The organism is Allorhodopirellula heiligendammensis, assembly GCF_007860105.1.
In the GTDB taxonomy this organism is placed as follows: Bacteria; Planctomycetota; Planctomycetia; order Pirellulales; family Pirellulaceae; genus Rhodopirellula; species Rhodopirellula heiligendammensis.
The window spans coordinates 944,229-961,170 of sequence record NZ_SJPU01000002.1 but is presented as its reverse complement, the minus strand read 5'-3'; the positions used below and the strand labels follow the sequence as shown (position 1 = coordinate 961,170).

Genomic DNA, 16,942 nt, shown 5'->3' with positions numbered 1-16,942 from the left:
GCTATTAGAACTAGCGAGTGCATATTTAACCTCATGCCCCCGCCCGACCAAAGTCCCGACCGAAAGCTCCTCCCTTGTCTTCCCCAGCTACCTTGAATCAGTCCGCATCGACAACCGATTCGTCCACCCGCGAAGACATTCGCAACGTGGTAATTATTGCCCACGTCGACCATGGCAAAACGACCTTGGTGGACTGTCTGCTGCGTCAGAGCGGCCAATACCGCGATACCGAACTGAAGGGTGAACGCATCCTCGATTCCAATGATTTGGAAAAGGAACGGGGGATCACAATTTTGGCGAAGAACATTGCGATCCCGTATCGCGGTGTGAAGATCAACCTCATCGACACGCCTGGTCACGCGGACTTCGGCGGCGAAGTCGAGCGTGTTGTCAAAATGGCTGATGGTTGCGTTGTGCTCGTCGATGCCGCCGAGGGGCCCATGCCGCAGACCCGCTTCGTGCTCGAAAAGGCGCTCCAAGCGGGCTGCAAGCCGATTGTCGTTGTCAACAAGGTGGATCGGCCGGATGGGCGGCCTCACGAGGCGCTCGACGAGGCCCTGGAATTGCTCGCCGAACTCGGTGGCGAAGAACAACTCGATGACGTGGGCTTCGTGTACACCAGTGCCAAGGAAGGATATGCGACAACTGATCACGAAGTGCGCACCGAAAACATGCTGCCGCTCCTCGACTTGTTTGTCGATCACATTCCCGGACCCACGATTGATCCCGACTCCGACTTCCAAATGATGGTCACCACACTCGACTGGAGCGAGTACGTGGGCCGGATTGCGGTCGGCCGCATCAACGCCGGTACCATCACCGCTGGGCAATCGTTCGATTTGCATTGCTTGGGCGCTGATGGAAAACCCACCAAACGCCGCGTCAAACCGTCCGCTTTGTACCTGTTTGACAATCTCGGCCGCGTGGCTGCGGAATCTGCCTCAGCGGGCGATATCGTTGCGATCGAAGGGCTCGACGATGTCGAAATTGGAGACACGCTGACGGCCATTGACGCCGATAATCCGCTGCCGCGTTTGAAGGTTGACGAACCTACCCTCGAAATGGTCTTCAGCGTCAATTCTTCGCCAATGGCGGGACGCGAAGGCAAGTACGTGACGACACGTCAAATCAAGAATCGGCTCGAAAAGGAACTCGAGCGTAACGTGGCCCTCCGAGTCAGCATGATCGAAGGTACCGAAGCCTATGCGGTCGCAGGACGCGGTGTTTTGCACCTCGCCATTCTGATCGAGACCATGCGTCGTGAAGGCTTCGAGCTGAGCGTGGGCAAGCCTCGTGTGGTCTTCAAAGACATCGACGGTAAAAAGCACGAGCCATTTGAGACCCTTCGCGTCGAAGTGCCCACCGAAGCGATGGGCCCCGTCATGGAACTCGTCGGTCACCGCCGCGGCCAACTCGAAGAAATGAAGCAGCGCGGTGACTACAGCCTATTGAAATTCAACGTCCCCTCGCGGGGCCTGATCGGTCTCCGGACCAAGCTACTCAATGCGACCCGCGGTACCGCGATCATCCACCACCGATTTGAGAGCTACAGAGTCGTCGAAGGTGACGTGCCACGTCGCGCCAACGGCGTGCTGGTATCGATGACCGGCGGCAAAACGATGCCATTTGCACTCTTTGCTCTGCAAGACCGCAGTGAGTTATTGGTGCCAGCAGGCGTCGAGGTTTATGAAGGCATGATTGTCGGCGAGAACTCGCGTGAAGGCGATATGGTTGTCAATCCGTCGCGTGAAAAGAAACTCACGAACATGCGAGCCAGCGGTAGCGATGAAAACGTGATTCTCAAGCCACCGCGCGACATGTCGCTCGAAGCGGCGTTAGAATATATCGAAGACGACGAACTCGTCGAAGTCACGCCGCTGTCGATTCGGCTGCGAAAGATCGCGTTGAAGGAAAACGAACGCCGCCGCAAAGGCCGTAACGCATAGAACGGCGAGGCAATCTTATTGGCTGCTGTCTTAGTTTTTGCGAAGTGACGTAAAGAAGGCATCGGGATCATCCAGCTCTTTCGTTTTCTCCTCATCGAGCTTGAGCTTTCCCATGCCAGCGGCCAGCTTCGCGTTACCTGGCACGTAGCTTACCAGCAAAATTTGCTGGCCATTTAATTGGAACAGCTCCGCTTCTGATCTCAGTCCGTTGAGCTGTCGCATGGTCATCCGATAGCCACTCAGTCCAGCGCGCGAGACAGGGGTAGTCGAACCGATAATGATGCCCTGCTGTTTCATCACCCGGATCAATTCGTCCATCGCAAAACTCTGTCCCGGCAGCGCAACCGGCTTGGTTGAAATGGCGAACTCGCTGTTCGTGCGACGATGCAAGACGCCGACGCTCTCGACGCCATCTTTGCTGGTTTGACCGGCCACCTTCCCAGGAGCGTCCGCCGAGTATCCTGCTAATGAAATCGTGGACCTGGATTCAGGCATGGAGCCGAGGACGAAGATCGCTGCGACGAGTCCAACGACCCCCACGATACTCAGACCAGCCAGAGCCCCGCAGCCAATGAGGATCGGTTTGAGGCGGCCGCCGCCCGGTGACTTTCGTTGCTTCGCTGGAGGGACTGGCGATCCAGGGTAGTGGACTGGGGCCCCGCCACGCTGGGCGGGCCCACCTTGAAAGCCGGGGATCGGTCCGGGAGGAGGTGGCGCTGCGATGTCATCCCAATCCAGATCGGGCGAGACAGTGGGCGACGCCGGGAAACTCGGCTGTCTTGTCGCGGCAAGCGTCTGCGAGGCCCTGGTTTGCGGCGCATGGTTTTGACGCGGCGCGGTACTGCGGGGACCTGCTTGCCCGGGTTTCACTGCCCTGGGGGTCTTGAACCGCAGTTGCTGTTGGCACTTAGGGCACTTCAGGGTCGAGACCTCCCCCGTGGGCACGAACCGCAGTGCTGCGGCACACTTTGAACATTTTACCTGAATAGGTGCTGACATCAGCAGGTTGCCTGAAAAGATGGTGGCAGGGGATCAACGAGGCAAAGCGACGCAATCGCAGCCGAAACGATTCAACCATTTTGAACACCTCGAAACCGATCCTGTGTTCGCTGGCGTTGTCGCTGGCCGTCTCGCCTAAGTAGCCGTCTCGCCTAAGTAGAACGGGTGGTCCCCCTCTACTGTACCCACCCCCCAGTGTGTTTGCCCAAAATCAACCTAAGTGTGGCTATCGAGGGCGTTGCGGTGCAGGCTGTTAGAACCGGTCGCCCCGAATGGCAGCTGTCATGGTCATGCACCGACGAATCGGGTGCGATATGGCAGCCGCCCACTGGAACTGCGAGATGCGAGAGATGGGTTCTATGCGACTCCCGCCGAATTGGCGGGCCAGCGATGACCGGGACGAACACGCGGCTTTCGTCCTCGAGCTCGGCTCATCTTGATTTCCACGGCGGCCAACTGGTAAACGGAGGAGGTCTGGTCGCACACCCGCATTGCGCTCCGGCCGATTTCCTCGCCGTTTACATTGCCCACCCATGAATCCAACCCAATCCTTCGTATCGAACACCGCCTCGGCGATTGTCGAATCCGGCTCCACCCTGGCCGCCAGTGAGGTGGCCCGCCAAACCGGTGAAGCTCCCTCGAAGCCTGGAATCGCCAAAGCGACCTCTGAATTGATCTCGCAGATGGCCCATCGCGATTTTTCAGAAGTGGGACAGTATGCAACCACCCACTTAGCACCAGCAATGCTGTCAGCGGCGATCGGGCTGTTCGTCATTTTCATCGGCTACATGGTCGCGAAATATTTGATGCGAGTGGTCAGCCAACCTGTTTGCCGCCGGGTCGATGAGACCTTGGGCAAATTCGTGGGCAAGATGGTTTTCTACCTGATCATGCTAGGCGTGGTCGGTGCGGTGCTGAGTGTCCTCGGCGCTCCGTTGGGCGGACTGGCGGCGATGTTAGCGGCGGCCGGGTTTGCGATTGGCCTAGCCTTCCAGGGGACCTTGAGTAACTTTGCCTCGGGTGTCCTGATGCTGGTTTTTCGACCATTCAAGGTGGGTGATTTTGTCACCGCTGCTTCAGTTTCCGGACGAGTGAACGAAATTGACTTGTTCACTACCACGCTTGACACGCCTGATAATCGCCGCATCATCGTTCCCAATAGCTCCATTGCCGGCGGCACCATCGAGAACATGACGCATCACAAGCATCGCCGTGTCGAGGTTTTGGTCGGTGTCGATTACGGCGCCGACCTCCAGATCACCCGAGCGGCCTTACAGCGGGCGATCGACAATCTGGCCGAGCACATGATTCCAGGCGAAGGTCGCGGCGGCGCAGTCGTCTTGGCAGGACTGGGAGACAGCGCCGTGCAATGGAAGGTGCGATTGTGGGTCGCTGCCAAGGAATACTGGCCGCTGAATGAGTTGTTGATTGCCGAAGTGAAAACACAGCTCGATGCCGCCGGCGTATCGATTCCATTTCCGCAGATGGACGTGCACGTCAAGTCTACCAGTGAGTCCATACTAACTGGATCGACTACCCCGATCAGTGGCGGCGCGCCGGTAGCGACGCGAATTCGCCCGACCCGCCGGGCTGCGGATCGGTTGGCCGGTTAATCTCGTAGCAAATCCCCGTCCCCTGATGTGGACCCGTCCCCTGAGGTGGACCTGTCCCCTGAGGTGGACCTGTCCCCTGAGGTGGACCACGCCTGCACGATCGCGCGCTCCCAATCACGGTTGACTGCGTTCAACTGGCAGAGCGGAGCGACAACGATACTGCAAACGGGGATAGGTCGATAAAGCTAGGCCGTTGGTCAACGATGTCGGCCATCGCAATCGCGGTCGCAGGCGAGAAGTGGATTCCGCTGCGATAGTGTCCTGCAGCGACGTAGAGGTTGCTTCGATCGGGGACGCGTCCGAGCATCGGAAAGCCGTCAAAGGTCATCGGGCGTAGTCCAGCCCATCGGTAGATTTCGGGTGCTGCGGCAAGTTCTGGGCAAACGTGTGATGCAAACTGCCGGAGTTGCTCGATCATCGCCGCGGTAGCATGCTGGGCAAAACCGGCTTCCTCTTCGCAGGAGCCCACGAGCACCTGTCCGTCACCGCGACTGACCAGATATCGATTCCCGATATTGACGACTACCGGTGCTCGGAATGCGTCAGATCGCAGTAGCAGGACTTGGCCGCGGATGGGAATGAACGAATTTTGCAAGCCGATCGTCGGATCGATGAGGCCGGTCGCAGCACCTCCACACAGGACAACGCGTTTCGCGGTGGCGACTTTGATATTGGACGATTGGTCGTCGCTAGCGTAGATGGTCGCCGACGATGGGGCGTGTTCAATGGACGTGACCGAGGTGTTCTCGATGAACTGCACCCCCGAGGCCCGGCAGGCTAGATGGAGTGCTTGAAGCAGTCGCGGAGGGCGAACTTGATACTCGTCCGGAATCCACCAGGCTGCACGATCGGGATGCTTGCACAACCAGGGATTGCTTTCAATCCAGGACGTGAGATCGGGTAGGCGGGCAGATAACTGATCTCGTGAGAGGGCATGACATTCGATATTCAGTTCATCCCAGTACGAAGTCATGCCGATCATCGCCGCAGCTTCGCCGGCAGTCTCGGCGAGATAATAGCCACCGCACGCGATGAGTCCGACGTCGATGCCAGAGACTGTCTTGAGGCGAGCTGCCCAATCAGGCCAGATTTGATGACTGAAGCCGCGAAATCGGTCCAGCGGATCGGTCGCCAGTTCAAAATTAGCCGGTGGCAGGATCCCGGCGGCCGTCCAGGAGGTGCAGGCTTCCGTCGTGGTCACGCCGTCGGGCAGCGGCGATTCTGCTGGCGTTGCTCGGCGTTCGATGACTGTCACACCATATCCTCGCTGCGCCAATTCCCAGGCAACTGAGAGCCCAATCACACCGCCGCCGACCACCGCCGTGTCGACGCGAGCGTCCACGGGTGGGGGTACCGATGCAACAAGGTCAGAGTCCGAGGCGGCCATAATGTCATCCAAGAAATGAGAGTATCCGCGCCGGGGCGGGAGAACGTACGGAAATCAACGAGTGAGCAAAGGTTCGCAAGCGTACCCGGCGGACTGTCTGAGGAGCGATTGGCTAACACCCCGCTGGTCCGTTGATCGACGACTCCGACGCGATGGCGCGGAACCCAACACTCCCTTGCGCGAGCGGTGCGGATGGGCTACTGGCACACGGAATTCGCGACCACGACGCCATCGACAGGCTGCTAATTCAGGGGTTTCACGTTGAAATTGAGTGCGCAGCCCCCAGCTTTGACTAGAAACATGCTACCAAAACGGTTAGAAAATGCACTCAGCCCGTTCTGGTTTAGCTAAACTGCTTAGAGTGCAGTCGCGTTAAGACGTCGTGGCGGCTGCCAATACAACTCTTTGGGTGGGATCACGGTCGGCCTCTTCCATGTCTTCGATTACTTCCGAACGCTTTGTATCGATGGTTGCCAAGAGCAATCTGGTCGACGAGATCGTGCTCGATCGGTTCGTGTCGAAGGTTCGCGATAAGTGCCACGGCGACCTGCCATCGAGTTCACGGAAACTCGCCTCGGCATTTAAACGGGCCGGCTTGCTGACAGATTGGCATATCGAGAAACTTTTCCAAGGAAAGTATCGCGGTTTCTTTTTAGGCAAATACAAGCTGCTCGGCCACATCGGTAGCGGTGGGATGAGCAGCGTGTATCTCGCCGAGCACATCGGGCTCAATGACAAGCGAGCGATCAAAGTACTGCCGAAAAAACGCGTTCACGATGCCTCTTATCTGGCACGTTTCAAACGCGAAGCTCAGGCGATCGCCTCTTTGAATCATCCCAACATTGTCGTTGCGCATGATATTGATAACGACGGCGATACCCACTTCATCGTGATGGAGTACGTTGACGGCCTCGATCTGCAGATGCTCGTTCGTCGCGATGGGCCGCTGGATTTTTCTACGGCGGCGGACATGATCGCCCAGGCTGCGCGCGGCCTCGAACACGCCCACACGCGGGGGGTGATCCACCGAGACGTCAAACCTGCCAACTTATTAATCGATCAGCACGGACGTGTTCGCTTGCTCGACATGGGATTGGCGTTGATTGAAACGGAGGATGACCATTCTCTCACGGTGGCCAACAATGAGAACGTGCTGGGCACCGCCGATTACTTGGCACCCGAACAGGCGCTCAACAGTCATAAGGTGGATCATCGAGTCGACATCTATGGCCTCGGCTGCACTCTGTATTTCCTGCTCACGGCACGGCCGCCATTCTCTGATGGCACGCTGGCTCAACGGATCATTAAGCACCAAAACGAGATGCCGCGTTCGATTCGCGAGCTTCGCCCCGACTGCCCTGGAGAACTCGAGGGCATGTGCGTGAAAATGCTGCAGAAAGATCCGCAGTATCGCTACCAAACCGCTAAGGAAGTCGCGGATGTGTTCGAGCGGTTTACCCAGCACGTGCCTCGCGGCGAACCAGTGCGGGTTGGACTGGGCAAGGAGCCCGAGCCTGCTGGCACGCTGTCCTCGTTGAGTTTCAGTGGGAGCAGCTCGAGCGGGGTGACCGGTGACGCCGCTCAGCACGATACGGTGGCCAATAAGAATGCGGAAACGCTCGCGAGCAGTCGGTCCAAGCTGATTCGTGACCAAGACAAACTCGCCAGCAGCAGTGGTCGCTTGGTCAAGGTGCGTTCGATGGGATCCCCTGCGGAATCATTGAGCGGAAGTTTAATTGATCTCGAGGCGGAATCGGGATTCCGTGATCCAAGGCGGCAGCGTCCCCGCGTGGATCAATCGATCATCGACAGCGATACAAGGCTGCGTCGCCCCACCCCCCAGCAACGTCCTGCAATTGACCCGGTGTTGCTCGGCACGATCGTTGCCTCCCTCTTTGTGGCGGCACTGGTGCTCGGGTACTTCATCGCGCGAGTGACGTCGTAGGGCGGGTCAATTCAATTCCCAGTGGCAGTGACTCGCCGAAAATAGCCGCTTGTTCTTCGTGGTCAAACTGACCGCCTTCGTTCACCAATTTGGCCAGGTGCGCGGGCGCCGAAATCACGCGTAACTCCCGAAGAACACGCTCGCGGGTGTCATCATCGATGTCCCGGAAACGGTCGTGGCAGCGGCGAGTGATCTGGGTCAGCGCCAACCCAGCGGCGATCTCGATCTGGCTGGCAAACCCCGACTCACTCTGCTTTTCTGATGCAGCGAGCTGCAGTGAGGGGGAGGCCAGGACGCGTCGTACGACGTGCGCCGCATCGGCAGCGCCGATGACCAAGTTGAGCGGTCCGTAGGCGGGAATGCGAGTAGCCAGCCTTCCGATTGCCCACAGCAACACCGGGTGCAATGACGAAGCTTTCTTCCGTTCCAGCTGAGTCAACGCCGCACGCACCCAGTCATTTTTCTCCTGGATAGGCAGGCGTTCGAGTGAACCGATCAGACGCCAAGCCTCCCGGGTTTCGGCAGCTTCGGCGCGAGATCCGCTGCCCGAAAGCAGATTCTTCTTCAGCACGCTCGCCAGTTGGCTCTGTTGGCCTGCGGTCAGCCCGCCCGCAATCCGGCGCCAAAGAATCAGCGTCTCGGCGCGGGTTTGGGCGTCGTCGTGAGCGATCTTTCCAAACAGCAGCCGCCAGGTTTGCGCCGTTCGCCAGTCGTCGACGGCGACTCCGAATCCAGGTCGAAGTGAATAGCCGAGCAAATTCAGCCACCGCGATTCATGTCCTGGTGATTGCCGCCGCTGTGGTTCCACCTCGATCAGCGACTCCCACAGCCCACGCAACAGCACCGGAGGCCAGTCCTCCCGGCGTAGCTCGAGGGTCGATTGCAGCCGCTTGATCAGTTTGGATGGTTTCTCAGTGCCACTGACAAACACCGACTCGATCTCATCCTTACTAGCCAGGAGGGTTTCCTCGTCAAGAATTCCAGACGCTTCTCCACTTCCCTCGTGTGACTCTCGGTCGGTTTCCAAAGTGGCACGTATGTCAAACTCGAGCTTCCACCGTTTCGCACGGCTCGTCACTCGATCAAGATCGTGCCCATCGCTCCTGTCCTCAACGCAGTACACCCCGATGGTGCCAATTTCTGAGAGTTGCGTTTCAATCACGATCTGCATCGTGGATTGGTCGCGTCGCTTGCGATTCTGCAGTGCGGTGTGGATGGGTGGCAGCGCCGTCATCTCCGTCTCGTCGATATTCACCACGTCGCCCACCCGATCTGCCAAGCGGGTACTACTGGCCCACAGCGGAAAGCTCACCGGAACGCCCACTCGAAGTTTCATTGGCAACGAATCGATGCGATAGCTCTGACCGGGTTGAGCATCGGCTGGAATCACGCAGACAGCTTGGGGAGGTGATTGGGAGATCTGCATGAAGTAAGTCCGCGCCAAATTGGCGGCGATGCGGACCCCTTCCCCCCGACGGACACGCGCATAATATGCCGCCCCTTGAGCAACAGCGAGATCGAGACGAGGTGACTGCAATGCTTGCGGCTGCCAGGTATCGTCATCGCCTGCGAACCAGGTTTGCAAACATGAGAGGATGCGTGACTGAATCGCTGGCGAACGCAACACCCCGCCATTGAACAAAACGAGATCGACGCGATCGGAGTCGACCGCTGCGTCATCGAGCCCGGTGGTGCGGTGAGTGCGCAAGAACTCAGCAAGGTGTTTGGTAATCGCAGGGTCCGCGGCGTACGGTAACCCCAGTTCTTGAAACCCGCTCTGCCCGCCAAGTACAGAAGATTCGAGAGCTACCGCAGGGAAAAAACCGTCAAGAATCACGCGGTCGACATCACCCGCTGAAATTGCTAGCGAGACCGAGTCTCCGATCAGCGACGAGCCTTCACCGGCAATCTGGACGGTGGTCTCCGCCGGGCGATCGGGTGATAGCATCAGCTCTTTGACGCGGCGGGCATCGGTGATTAACCGCTGCCATCGGCGTGCGGGGAGTGGCCCGTCGAGCTTCGCTTCCACGGACTTGGCGATGGCCAGATCGAGGTTATCTCCCCCTAGAATCAGATGCTTTCCAACGGCGACACGATGAAACTGGATGGCACCCGCTGTGGAGCTACCGAGGGGATCGACGTCTCCTTCCCGTTCAACATCACTTACTCGTTGATCGGTCGAATCAGCCGCCCGGACTCGGATCAGGGTCAAGTCGGTGGTACCGCCGCCGATATCACAGACGAGAATCAACTGGCCCACGCGAACTCGCTCGGTCCAGTCCTCGCCATGTCGATCCAGCCACGCGTAGAAGGCCGCTTGAGGCTCTTCGATCAGCTGTATGCGGGGCAATCCGGCTTTGGCCGCCGCTGCGACGGTCAATTCCCGGGCAACCTCATCAAACGAGGCTGGCAGCGTGACGACGACATCTTGTTCTGCCATTGGGGCGTCCGGATGGACATCATCCCAGGCGGCGCGGAGGTGCGCCAAGTATGCCGCCGACGCTGACATCGGCGATTGTTTTTCAACATCCTCGTCGCCGTGCCATGGCAGCAACGAAGCGGTTCGATCGACTCCTTCATGAGACAGCCAGCTCTTGGCCGACGTGATCAGTCGTCCGGGATGCGAAGCCCCGCCCACCCGCGCATATTCGCCCACGCGAACGCTCAGCGGATCCACAAGAAAACCGGCTAATCGACGAGCTGATTTGGCAGACTCGGCGGCCGCGATCTCGGCGGTCGTCAACGTGTAGTGAAACGAGGGAAGCGTGCTGCGCCCTTCGACAGCATCCACATCGACCCACTGGGGAACGGAAAACACCTCGACCGCACGTCGGTCGCTCGCGGTGTCGACATACGCCAGCACACAGTTGGTCGTGCCCAAATCGATCCCAATGCAGTACCGGGCCGGAACGGGGTCGAGAGTATCGGAAACAGCTTGATGGGCCGGATCAGTCATGGAGCAGGTGGGTTCGTGGCGTCAGCAGAGAGTCGACCGACGGCTCCCACCGTCGCAAGTCAAACCGTGATTACGACTCGCGAAACCAATTTGTAGAAGCCGTCAATCATCGACATATGAGCCTACGCGAGATTTCGTTCCCGGGATAGTCGCTGATCACTCCGCCGATCACCTGTTTTTCCACCGAGTGTACCGGATGACGATGCCGGCTGAAGTCGGGTTAAATCGCTGCATCGACGGAGGGATTTACACCGCGTCGCGCGAGAGAACCGTGATTGACTTCACGACCGAGACGCCTACGCCAGATCGAGGCACTCGGTGAGTACACGGCCTTCAGAACGTGCGATCGGGCGGCCGATGGGAGTGTCATATTCATAGGCGGGATCCAATCCCAATGCAGTATGAATGGTGGCATGGATATCGGCAATTTCGACGGGTTCACCGACGTGGCCTGCGGGACCGGTTACGTCGATCGCAGCCGACGTAGCCCCGTGTACATAGCCGCGCCGCATCCGACCACCAGCCAGGAAAGTACTGAACCCATGCGGCCAGTGATCTCGTCCACCCGCCGGGTTGATCTGGGGTGTCCGGCCAAACTCGCCTCCGCAAACCACGAGGGTTGATTCGAGCAGGCCGCGTTCCTGCAGTCGCTTCAGCAGTGCTGCGAGGGCGGGATCGAGCTGCTCGCAGGCCGAGGACTGCAGCGCATGGTTGTTCACATGACTGTCCCAACCCCCGAGTGTAACTTCGACACAGCGGACGCCCACCTCGATCAATCGGACGGCCGCTAAACAGCCGCGGCCGAATGGATTCTCACCGAATTCTGATTGCGTCGATGCAGGTTCGTTGGTGACCTCGAAGGCCGACAACTGATCGCTCGACATCATTCTCCGCGCCGCCTCGGTGCTTGCTGCCTGAAGTGTGCGGTTGGATTGCATGTCGACTAACCGACGACGTGCAAATTGTGTTTCGAGCACGTCGCTGAGATCGTCGAGTCGACGCTGGTACCGCTCGTCGTCGACGCGTGCCTCCACGTCAGGAACTCGTGAGCGTGGATCACCGGTTTTAAACGCATCAAACTTCGCCCCGAGAAATCCACCCCGCGCGGGCGAGCCGCCTGGCAAGATGGAGACGTGTCTGGGGATATCGGCGCCAGCGTCATCAGCATCGCACAGCACTGCGCCAATGGAGGGATGAATGAGGGTCGGATCCGGGCGATAACCTGTCTTGATATTGTAGATCGCTCGCTCGTGATCCCCTTCCTTACCAACCACGCTCCGGATCAAAGTCGCCATGTGCATTTGCTCCGCGACGCGCGGCAGGGAGTCGGCAATCCTCAGACCGTTCACGCTCGTTCCGATGTCGCGGGTCTGGCCACCAGCGGCGGCCTGCGGATGGGGGTCGAACGTTTCCAATTGACTGGGGCCGCCTTCGAGCCACAGCATGATCACGCTTAGAGGCGGTTTCCCTGGGTCGGCTGATTGTTCCGAGGCAATCGCCAGCCGCCGTGCTAAGGCCGGTAGCATCAGCCCACCTCCCGCGCCCAGGCACCGTCGCCGAGACAAATGAACTCGCGGATTGCAAAGCATCGGAAATGTTTCATTCATGGTCGTATCCCAGGGAAGGTCGATCCGCAATTTCAATGATTCCACGCCATTTCGCTGCTGTTGAGAAGCACCCACACAATATCAACAATGGCGTTCTTGCGACTGTCCGCCGCTGCAATCCTGGCAACGAAATGCTCGCTTTCAGAAGCCGTGGGATATCGATTCAGGTTGGCTAAATACAGCAGTTCGACGACCGCTGAGTCATCAGCGGCAAACATACCGACGTGCGCCGAGGTATTCAGAACCGGATTCCAGCTTGACATCTCGCTAGTCAATTTTCCGTTGAGGAGCACCAAACGCTGCGGGATGGTCGCCGTTTCATTTTCAAACTCGTCCTCGCCGAGATCACCGTACCGCTTGAGGAAGTCGTTGCGTTCGCCGAATTGTTGTAATTGCAACACCAATGCTGACTCCCGATCGAGCGTCTTGACGCGTCCTGCTTGAATGATCGCCCCGGCGACTTGTTCAGCGCGAAGGCGTGTGATCGGGAACGATGCCATCGCCTGTTCATGGCGGGTGGTGATCTCAAATGCCTCCTCGCCCAGCGGAGATTGACTGTCAACTCGAAACGCCGGACTATCGGTGATCCATCGGATGAGGCTGCGAATGTCGTACCCGGAGTCGATAAAGGCTTGTGCCAATGTCATGATGATCGGACTGGGGGGCTCATCGAGCGGCAAATTATCGACGGACTCTGAGGGTGGCCCGCCAAACAACAGCGTCCAAACGCGGATGACGAAGGCGCGGCTGAACTGGATGTTCTCCGGATGCGTCATCCAGGTCGCCAGACGATTGCGGTCGTTCGACCCGTCGGTGGGCAGCAAGTCACTGCGGAACGGCACCTCGGGCGCAACGACTTGTTCTTCCGTCTCGTAAAGATACTGGTAGCGGTAGTTGGCCTTCGAGTTACGGATGCCTTGCAAGCCCCGTGATTTAGCAGCGGTGAAGAACGCGGCGAGGGAATGGAAATCCCGCTGCGTGCCCTCACGAAACTCGCCATCACCGCACATCCATTGCGGGTTGCCCATCGAAACGTTACCCAGAAAGTCGTCGTGGCACTGCATGCAATCGATACGCATGCCTAGAAAGGCGCGGCACGTTCGCGCGGCCATGCGGATCGGATCGGGCTGCCCGTCGCCACTGTCAAAGGTTACTGTGTAGAAATTGACTTCGGGGCGGTCGGTCCAAAGTCCCTCCGCGGTGATTAACTGCCGTACCAGAACGTCGTACGGCACTTGAGTCGCAATCTGGTCGGACAACCAAGTACGAAAGCGACGCCGGCGGTAGACCAAGAATGGGCCTTCGTCGGCGCCAACGTAAAACCGCGTAAATCGCTCGGCCCAATAATCATGGAATCGCGGATCGATCAACAGGGCTTCGCGATGCCTTTCAATTCGCTGGTTTTCCGGAAAGCCCTCGAGACTTCGGATTTCCTCTAGCGACAAACCTGAACCGACCAACGCCAGCGATAATCGGCGACAGACCGTTAGCCAATCCGCAGGCGGTGCGGCGGTCAGCCCTGTCGACGCAATCTGATCTTCCCAATGGCTGAGGATACGGCCAGAAACATGGGACCATTCGCCGTCGTCCCGCCGCTCGCCCCCCACCGTCTCGGTCGCCAAGGAAACTGGATCGAGATCAGTAAACTTCGCTGCCGACGCGGTCTGCCTGAGCTCACTATTCGCATCGTCCCCCCCGATTTTCTCAGGGATGCCAGGGCTCATGCCAGATGTTAAAAACCCGAACGTAGCTAGCACTAGGAATGCCGTGACCACGAACTTGCCCGCGTTGATCGAAACACGCCGTAACCGGGCCAGCAGGGCGGCGGGCGGCGATTCCGTGATCGTGGGTGTGTCCATCGCTACGTTCCTATCCAGTTCGCGGACAACTAATTTGATTTGATTTCGCCTGAGTCGACAAAACGATGATGGTGTGATCGACGCCGTTCGCTCCGCCATCAGAGCCAAGGCGACCTGACGTGTTTTTGACGCTCCACGTCTCGAGAGACGTCAATGTCGTCGAGTTCGCGAATCGGATGCGTAAATACCGATCGGCCGCGAGCATGCGGAGTATTGTCGCTGTCCCTCGCTGGCGTGCGGGATACGTAAGTCACTAACCCAGCCTGCCAGTATAAGGCTTTCAGGCTCGAGGATGGTAGTAAATTTTTCCCTCTGGCCGGGTCACCAGCAGTCGCGTTTGCCAGCGGGTGCCCGTCCGTTATCATCCGGTTTCTCAATCAAGTTTTTGCCCCGGCATTTTTCTTGAGCTTTTGTCGCCGCCCGGTTTGCTTGGCAGCGATTTCGAACTGCCCATGTTGATCAACGTGACCTCGACACCCTCACCTGACTACTTTTTTGACGCCTACGATCGCGATGACATTGCGTATGGAACCGATCCCTCAGGGAGTTTGGCGGCATATCTTGACCAGACAGCCGGTCACGCACGAGGTGCAGGACGCGCGATCGATCTTGGGGCTGGTGCTGGACGCGATACTCTGGCGCTCGCTGCAGCGGGGTACGCGGTGGAGTCGGTGGATTTGAGTGAACGAGGATTGGCGAGAATTGCCGAACGGGCCGCGGAGCGTGGCCTGACTGACCGGATTCGCACCCGCATGGCTGATGTCTGTCATGTTGATTTTCCACCGTCGCACTACGACGCGGTGATCGCCACCACGGTGCTCGACCATATTTCCGCCGCCGCCGCCGAACAGGTGTGGCAGCGAATGTGCGACGCGCTGAGCGCTACGGGATTTCTTTATGTACAGGTCCATACGACGGAAGACCCCGGTAGCGATCAACCGCCCGGCAATGCCAGTTCCGAACCCGTCAGTGAAACCGCTGGCGCTGTGATCAACTATTTCAGACCCAATCAACTGGCCGCGATGGCGGTTCGGGAGTCGTCGAATCTTCGTATTTTGCGTTACGAAGAACGGTTGGAATGGGACTACACCCACGGGCCCGAACATCAGCATGGCAAGGCCGTCTTGCTAGCAGTCAGAGCGGGGTTCCATCCACACTGGTACGGTCAACCCGCTGCGTTCCCGCGGCGATCGGTCAGTTAGAGCCGAAGACTGTGTTGGGATCGGAGAAGCGAAACAGCGTGGGTCACCCATCCATCTGATCGGCCGAGCGAGTGGCAACTATGCGGATTGACAATCTGGCGACGTAGGTCGATACTCCCACCCAACGATACTTGGTGCCGCGTCGGTTGGTCTTGACCGCCGCGAAAACAGGGAACTTCGGTGAGATTCCGAGACGGCCCGGCCGCTGTATCCGACGCCATGAGCCAATCAACCCGCATGTTCTGCGGTGGTTCGCCCCCACTCCTCCCTCATTGCCATTGCCGAGTGTTCGGTGAGAAGGCCGGGAGTGCGGATCGCGTCGGGAGTCAGAAGACCTACCTGGTATCGGACGTTGAGCATGATTGTTGGTGGCGTTCACTTGCTACCAGCATCTCGCAAGGACCTTCTTGGGTGAGGTCAGCGTCACGAACCTGTTTCGTTTTCTGTCCGATCGAGATACCGCTGCTTTCAGTGAAGTGCAGTTGGGGTGTCGATTGTTTGCTGGCAGCCGGTTGAATATGCCCTCACCATTGAAACTAGCACCTGCACGCACAGGGATTCCAGGAGTCCAGCGTCCTATCACTATCAAACCGCTTCGCCGGCTCGGTTTCACCTTGGTGGAATTGCTCGTCGTGATCGCCATCATCGGGGTGCTGGTCGGCTTGCTGCTGCCTGCCGTACAGGCGGCTCGGGAAGCGATGCGACGGGCCTCCTGTCAGAATAATTTGCATCAAGTCGGATTGGCGTTGCACAACTATCACTCAGCGATGGGATTTTTCCCGCCGGGGGCCGTGGAAGTTCGGCCGCAGTACGCCGGAGGAAAGCAGTTCGCTTGGTCAGCATTTATCTTGCCGTACCTAGAACAAATCGCCATCGCCGAGCAGATCGACTACGGCCGGCCATTTGATGATCCCATCAATGCCGCCGCCGCTCAGACCCCGATCAAAGCCTATCTTTGTCCGAGCACACCACGGTCCGAACCCCGTCGGGGTGGCCATGGTGCAACGGACTACGGAGGCATGTACGGCGAGCGAATCGTCAGCACCAATAGCCCGCCACGCGGCATGATGATTCATGATCAGACGCTCGGTTTTCGTGACATCCTCGACGGCAGTTCCCACACCATCATGGTCACGGAGGACGCGGATTTCCCCGACGGACAGTGGATCAATGGCCGCAACCTATTCGACCAAGCGTTCCCTCCCAACACGGCCCCCGCCTTTGAGAACGACATGCGGAGTTTCCATCCCGGCGGCGTGATGACAATGTTCGCCGACGGCTCGACACGATTCATTGTCGAGCAGATCGACATGCAGATTCTGGCCGCGATCTGCACACGCAACGGACATGAAATGACGGCTGACTACTGAGTGATTTCAAGCGATTACGCCACTCTCGCAAGACACCTCCTGACTACCTACTCGCTCA

10 protein-coding genes and 1 riboswitch are annotated in these 16,942 nt (G+C 58.5%); of the genes, 5 read left to right on the top strand and 5 right to left on the bottom strand.

The window, feature by feature from the left end:
• The first annotated feature begins 74 nt into the window (after window positions 1-74).
• On the top strand, window positions 75-1,946 hold the full coding sequence (gene typA / locus Poly21_RS13925; RefSeq protein ID WP_146407587.1) for a translational GTPase TypA: 1,872 nt from the start codon (window positions 75-77) through the stop codon (window positions 1,944-1,946).
• A 30-nt stretch (window positions 1,947-1,976) separates the two neighbouring features.
• Here typA and Poly21_RS13920 read toward each other — a convergent pair whose 3' ends face one another.
• The gene (locus Poly21_RS13920) at window positions 1,977-2,945 is read right to left on the bottom strand and encodes a hypothetical protein (RefSeq protein ID WP_146407586.1); all 969 of its coding nucleotides are present in this window, start codon (window positions 2,943-2,945) and stop codon (window positions 1,977-1,979) included.
• A gap of 533 nt (window positions 2,946-3,478) precedes the next feature.
• On the opposite strand from Poly21_RS13920, the gene Poly21_RS13915 reads away from it, so the two are divergent.
• Complete coding sequence (locus tag Poly21_RS13915) at window positions 3,479-4,558, top strand: mechanosensitive ion channel family protein (protein WP_146407585.1); 1,080 nt, start codon at window positions 3,479-3,481, stop codon at window positions 4,556-4,558.
• Between the two features lie 130 nt (window positions 4,559-4,688).
• Here the strand turns inward: Poly21_RS13915 and Poly21_RS13910 are convergent, their stop codons facing one another.
• Window positions 4,689-5,945, bottom strand: a complete 1,257-nt coding sequence (locus tag Poly21_RS13910) for an NAD(P)/FAD-dependent oxidoreductase (protein ID WP_146407584.1) — start codon at window positions 5,943-5,945, stop codon at window positions 4,689-4,691.
• Between the two features lie 433 nt (window positions 5,946-6,378).
• Here Poly21_RS13910 and Poly21_RS13905 point away from each other — a divergent pair, with 433 nt between their 5' ends.
• Window positions 6,379-7,890 (top strand): serine/threonine protein kinase, encoded by a 1,512-nt coding sequence (locus Poly21_RS13905; RefSeq protein ID WP_146407583.1) that lies wholly within the window; start codon window positions 6,379-6,381, stop codon window positions 7,888-7,890.
• Here the strand turns inward: Poly21_RS13905 and Poly21_RS13900 are convergent.
• The 3 genes from Poly21_RS13900 to Poly21_RS13890 form a co-directional block, all read right to left on the bottom strand.
• Window positions 7,868-10,846 (bottom strand): hsp70 family protein, encoded by a 2,979-nt coding sequence (locus Poly21_RS13900; RefSeq protein ID WP_146407582.1) that lies wholly within the window; start codon window positions 10,844-10,846, stop codon window positions 7,868-7,870. The genes Poly21_RS13905 and Poly21_RS13900 overlap by 23 nt on opposite strands.
• A 296-nt stretch (window positions 10,847-11,142) precedes the next feature.
• Window positions 11,143-12,453 (bottom strand): DUF1501 domain-containing protein, encoded by a 1,311-nt coding sequence (locus Poly21_RS13895; protein ID WP_146407581.1) that lies wholly within the window; start codon window positions 12,451-12,453, stop codon window positions 11,143-11,145.
• Between the two features lie 32 nt (window positions 12,454-12,485).
• Window positions 12,486-14,312, bottom strand: a complete 1,827-nt coding sequence (locus tag Poly21_RS13890) for a DUF1549 domain-containing protein (RefSeq protein WP_146407580.1) — start codon at window positions 14,310-14,312, stop codon at window positions 12,486-12,488.
• Between the two features lie 452 nt (window positions 14,313-14,764).
• On the opposite strand from Poly21_RS13890, the gene Poly21_RS13885 reads away from it, so the two are divergent.
• Together Poly21_RS13885 and Poly21_RS13880 are read left to right on the top strand one after the other, a co-directional pair.
• Window positions 14,765-15,514, top strand: coding sequence for a class I SAM-dependent methyltransferase (locus tag Poly21_RS13885; protein WP_302118884.1), 750 nt, complete (start codon window positions 14,765-14,767; stop codon window positions 15,512-15,514).
• A gap of 115 nt (window positions 15,515-15,629) precedes the next feature.
• Window positions 15,630-15,871, top strand: a riboswitch (cobalamin riboswitch).
• A gap of 11 nt (window positions 15,872-15,882) precedes the next feature.
• On the top strand, window positions 15,883-16,884 hold the full coding sequence (locus Poly21_RS13880; protein WP_302118882.1) for a DUF1559 domain-containing protein: 1,002 nt from the start codon (window positions 15,883-15,885) through the stop codon (window positions 16,882-16,884).
• Window positions 16,885-16,942: the final 58 nt, after the last annotated feature.